A 4,742-nucleotide genomic window follows, 5' to 3' on the forward strand; every position below is an offset into this window, starting at 1 on the left:
GCCCGGGCCACTGTGGAGCGGGTCGGCTGGCCCGCCCCGCCCGCCGACCTGCCGGAGAACCAGGACGGCTGCGCCGACGGCGCCCCCGCCCGGTATGAGGACTGCTTCCTCGGCATCGACGCCGGCTCCACCACCATCAAGGCCGTCGTCATCGACACCCGCGACCGCATCGTCTGGGAGCACTACGCCGGCAACGAGGGCGACCCCGTCACCGCCGCCGTCGAGATCCTGCGCCGCATCCACCTGGAGATGCCCGAGCACGTGCGCATCGTGCGCTCCTGCGTCACCGGCTACGGCGAGGGCATCGTCAAGGCCGCGCTGCGCATTGACGAGGGCGTGGTGGAGACCATGGCCCACTACCGGGCCGCCGCCCACCTCAACCCCGGCGTCACCAGTGTCATCGACATCGGCGGCCAGGACATGAAGTACCTGCGCATCCGCGGCGGCGCCATCGACTCCATCTCCGTCAACGAGGCCTGCTCCGCCGGCTGCGGCTCCTTCCTGCAGACCTTCGCCCAGTCCATGGGGCAGTCCATTCAGGAGTTCTCCGCCTCCGCACTGACCGCGGACAACCCCGTCGACCTGGGCTCCCGCTGCACCGTGTTCATGAACTCCTCGGTCAAGCAGGCGCAGAAGGAGAACGCCACCCCCGGCGACATCTCCGCCGGACTGTCCTACTCGGTGGTGCGCAACGCCCTGTACAAGGTCATTAAGCTGCGCGACGCCTCCCAGCTGGGTGAGCGCATCAGCGTCCAGGGCGGCACCTTCCTCAACGACGCCGTCCTGCGCGCCTTCGAGCTGCTCACCGGCCGCGAGGTGGTCCGCCCCGACATCGCCGGCCTCATGGGCTGCTTCGGTGCGGCGCTGACCGCCCACGAGACCTACGACGGCCACCCCGGCACGCTCATGAGCCTGGCCGAGCTGTCCCGCTTCGGCTTCACCACCGAGACGGCGGTGTGCAAGCTGTGCCAGAACCACTGCAAGCTGACCATCACTACCTTCAACGACGGCCAGCGGCACGTGTCCGGCAACCGCTGTGAACGCGGCGCCACCCAGGAGCGCCGCAAGACCAAGTCCGACATGCCCAACTTGTACGACTACAAGTACCGGCGCACCTTCGCCTACCGGCGCCTGCGTCAGGGCCAGGACACCCGCGGCGAGATCGGCATCCCCCGAGTGCTGGGCATGTACGAGAACTACCCGCTGTGGTTCACGATCCTCACTCAGCTCGGCTTCCGGGTCATGATCTCCGGCCGCTCCAACCACGAGCTGTTCGAGCGGGGCATGGACTCCATCCCCAGCGAGAACGTGTGCTACCCGGCCAAGCTCGCCCACGGTCACGTCCAATCGCTCATCGACCAGGGCGTGGACACCATCTGGTTCCCCTGCGTCTTCTACGAGCGCGGCCTCGTCGACGGCGCCGACGACCACTACAACTGCCCGATCGTGGCCACCTACCCCGAGGTCATCCGCAACAACATCGAAGCCATCCGCAACGGCCAGGACGACCCGCCCGCCGTCGGGAAGCGGGCCGACGACGACGCCACAAGCACCGGGAAGGCCGCGCGCAAGGGCCGGGGGCCGCGCGGCAAGGCCGCCGACCCGAACCGCCCCGTGCGCATGCTCGCCCCCTTCCTCAACCTGGCTGACCCCGCCAAGCTCGCCGAGCGCCTGGTGGAGGTCTTCGCCGACTGGAACGTCACCCTGCCCGAAGCCCGCAAGGCCGTGGCCGCGGGCTTCGCCGAGGATGCCGCCTTCAAGGCGGACGTGCGCGCCGAGGGCCGCCGCACCCTGGAGTGGATGCGCGAGCACGGACGCAAAGGCATCGTGCTGGCGGGCCGCCCCTACCACATCGACCCCGAGATCAACCACGGCGTCCCCGACGTCATCAACACCCTGGGCATGGCGGTCCTCTCGGAGGACTCGATCCTGCCCGAGCCCGAGTCGGATCTAGACGGCGCCGAGGACGGGGCCGAGCACGCCGTCGCCGGCGGGGCCCTGTCCCGTGCCGTCGCCTCCATCCGCCGCGGGCTGGGCCGGGGCAAGGAGGACCCGCAGGCCCCCGCCGACTGGTCCGACGTCACCGCGGAGGGCCTCGAGGCGCCGACGGCGTCGGTGGCGGTTGCCAACGTCTCCCCGAAGCTGCGCGTGCGCGACCAGTGGGCCTACCACTCGCGCCTGTACCGGGCTGCCGAGCTGGTCACCCAGGCCGACGACCTCGAACTGGTCCAGCTCAACTCCTTCGGCTGCGGCGTCGACGCCGTCACCACCGACCAGGTGCAGGAGATCCTCGAATCCGCGGGCGGGGTGTACACCACCCTCAAGATCGACGAGGTCTCCAACCTCGGCGCCGCCACGATCCGTCTGCGCTCCCTGGCCGCCGCCAGCGAGGCCCGCCGGCGCCGCCAGGACGCCGCGGCGGACCAGGCCGACGGGCCCCGGGCCGCGGAGGCGGACGACGTCGTCGAGACGGCCCAGGACCTGGCCGACCAACCCGTCGAAATCGACACCACGCTGGCTCCCGCGCCCGCCCCCGGCGCGGATGCCGCCGTCGACAAGCAGGCCACCCCCGCACCGCGGGAGAACCCGGCCCCGGCCGACGACGACCACACGCTCGCCGGGCGGGTGGCCCGCACCGAGCGCAGCCTGCCGGCGGCCACCACCCCGCCCTTCACCGAGGAGATGCGCAAAACGCACACGATCCTCATGCCGCAGATGAGCCCGGTCCACTTCCGACCGCTGGTGCCGCTCATGCGGCGTCTAGGCTACAAGGTCGAGCTGCTCGAGTCCGCCAGCAAGTCCGACCTCGAGGTCGGACTGCGCTACGTCAACAACGATGCCTGCTTCCCCGCGATTATGGTGATCGGGCAGCTCATCGGCGCCTTCGAGGACGGCTCCCACGACCCGGACAAGTGCGTTGTGGCCATCTCCCAGACCGGCGGCATGTGCCGCGCCACCAACTACGCCGCCATGCTCCGCAAGGGCCTGCGCGAGGCCGGCTACCCGCAGGTTCCCGTGCTGGCGGTCTCCCTGCAGGGCATTGAGGCCAACCCCGGTTTCCAGCTCACCCCAACCATGGCCTATAAGGCGCTCCAGGGCATCGTCATTGGCGACACCCTGAGCACCTGCCTGCTGCGGGTGCGGCCCTACGAGGCCGAGCCCGGCTCCGCCCAGGCGCTGTATGAGCGCTGGAACGCGATCACGTGCGAGTTCTTCGAGCACAAGGGGCGCTCGGCCACGTGGGGTGGCCGCATTGGCTACCGGCGTCTCCTGCGCCAGATGGTGCACGAGTTCGACGCCCTCCCGCTGGCGGATGTGCCGCGCAAGCCGCGGGTCGGCGTCGTCGGGGAGATCCTGGTCAAGTTCCAGCCGGACGCCAACAATCACGTCGTCGACGTCATCGAGGCCGAGGGCTGTGAGGCGGTGGTTCCCGGACTGCTGGGCTTCTTCCTCAACGGCATGTCCACCGCCCAGTGGAAGGCCGACACCTACGGCATCGGCACCGACACCGTCTATCAGAAGAAGGTCGGGGTCTGGTTCATCGAGCAGGTGCAGGCGCCCGCCCGGGCCGCCCTAGCCGCCGCGGGCGGCAAGTTCGACGTCGAGTCCCCCATCGCCGAGATGGCCGAGAAGGCCTCCCAGGTGCTCAGCCTCGGCAACCAGGCCGGCGAGGGGTGGCTGCTCACCGCGGAAATGATCGAGCTCATCGAACACGGCACCCCCAATATCGTGTGCTGCCAGCCCTTCGCCTGCCTGCCCAATCACGTGGTCGGCAAGGGCATGTTCCGGGAGATCCGTCGCCGCTACCCGCAGGCCAACATCGTCGGCATTGACTACGACCCCGGTGCCAGCGAGGTCAACCAGCTCAACCGCATCAAGCTCATGATCTCCACCGCCTTCATGATGCAGGAGGATGGCCGGGCGGAGGCGTCCGCATCGGCCGGGGGAGCGGCTGCGACGTCGTCGGCGGGAGCGCCGGGTGCCGGGGAGGTCGACCTTCGGGCGCAGGCGTTGTCGGCAGGCCCGGAGAGCCCCCATGGGCGGGGGCGGCCGCTGCGCGGCATCGACAATGCTTCGGGCGACGGCCGCACCACCACCGACCTCATCGCCGACCTCGGGCCCGCCCCCGACGGCACGCCCACCTCACCGGATGTGGCCGTGCCCGAGCGCGCCGGGGCGGGTGCCGGCAGGGCATAGCCGCGGAGAGCAGCCTCGCGAGGTTTGGCTTGCGCGGGCGGGACGCTGCGGGCATCAGTCGTTGGCGCCGCGGGCGGAGCCGGTTAGCTGGCTGCCGTCGACGGACGTGAGCAGGCAGGAGACCGTGCGGTCTCCCTGGGCCCACGTCGCCTCGGTCGGGCGCAGCGAGGAGGCGGCGTAGCTGCCCTGGGCGTAGGCGTCGTCGTAGCTCATGCCGACGTAGGTCTCGAAGGCGCCGTAGCAGATGTCCGAGACGTACTGCTCCATGAGCTCATCGTCGGGGAAGGTGTCGGCTGAGATGGCCCCCTCCGCGTAGACCTCGTACAGGTGTGGCGAGGCGCAGTCGACGCGGCTGACGTTGGTGACCGTGTCGGCCGCGCCGCCCGTGGCGGTGGCTGAGCCGGTCGCGGAGGGTGCCGAGGGCGTCGTCGAGCCGGTCGCCGTGGTGGCGGGGGCCGTTGCGGGAGTCGGGTCTGCCAGGTCGACGAGACAGTCACCGACCTGGATGTCCATGGAGGACACCACGTCGGCGGTCGGTGTGGCGG

General features: G+C 70.4%; 2 protein-coding genes. One reads left to right on the forward strand and one right to left on the reverse strand.

Going from position 1 to position 4,742, the window contains the following annotated elements:
- Positions 1-4,197 (forward strand): acyl-CoA dehydratase activase-related protein (locus RWX45_RS09140; protein ID WP_316023420.1); only part of this gene is annotated, 4,197 nt, incomplete at its 5' end.
- A gap of 54 nt (positions 4,198-4,251) precedes the next feature.
- Here RWX45_RS09140 and RWX45_RS09145 read toward each other — a convergent pair.
- The coding region (locus RWX45_RS09145; RefSeq protein WP_316023421.1) for a septum formation family protein at positions 4,252-4,742 on the reverse strand (491 nt) is incomplete at its 5' end.

This window comes from Actinomyces sp. MRS3W (genome assembly GCF_032465695.1).
Taxonomy (GTDB): domain Bacteria; phylum Actinomycetota; class Actinomycetes; order Actinomycetales; family Actinomycetaceae; genus Actinomyces.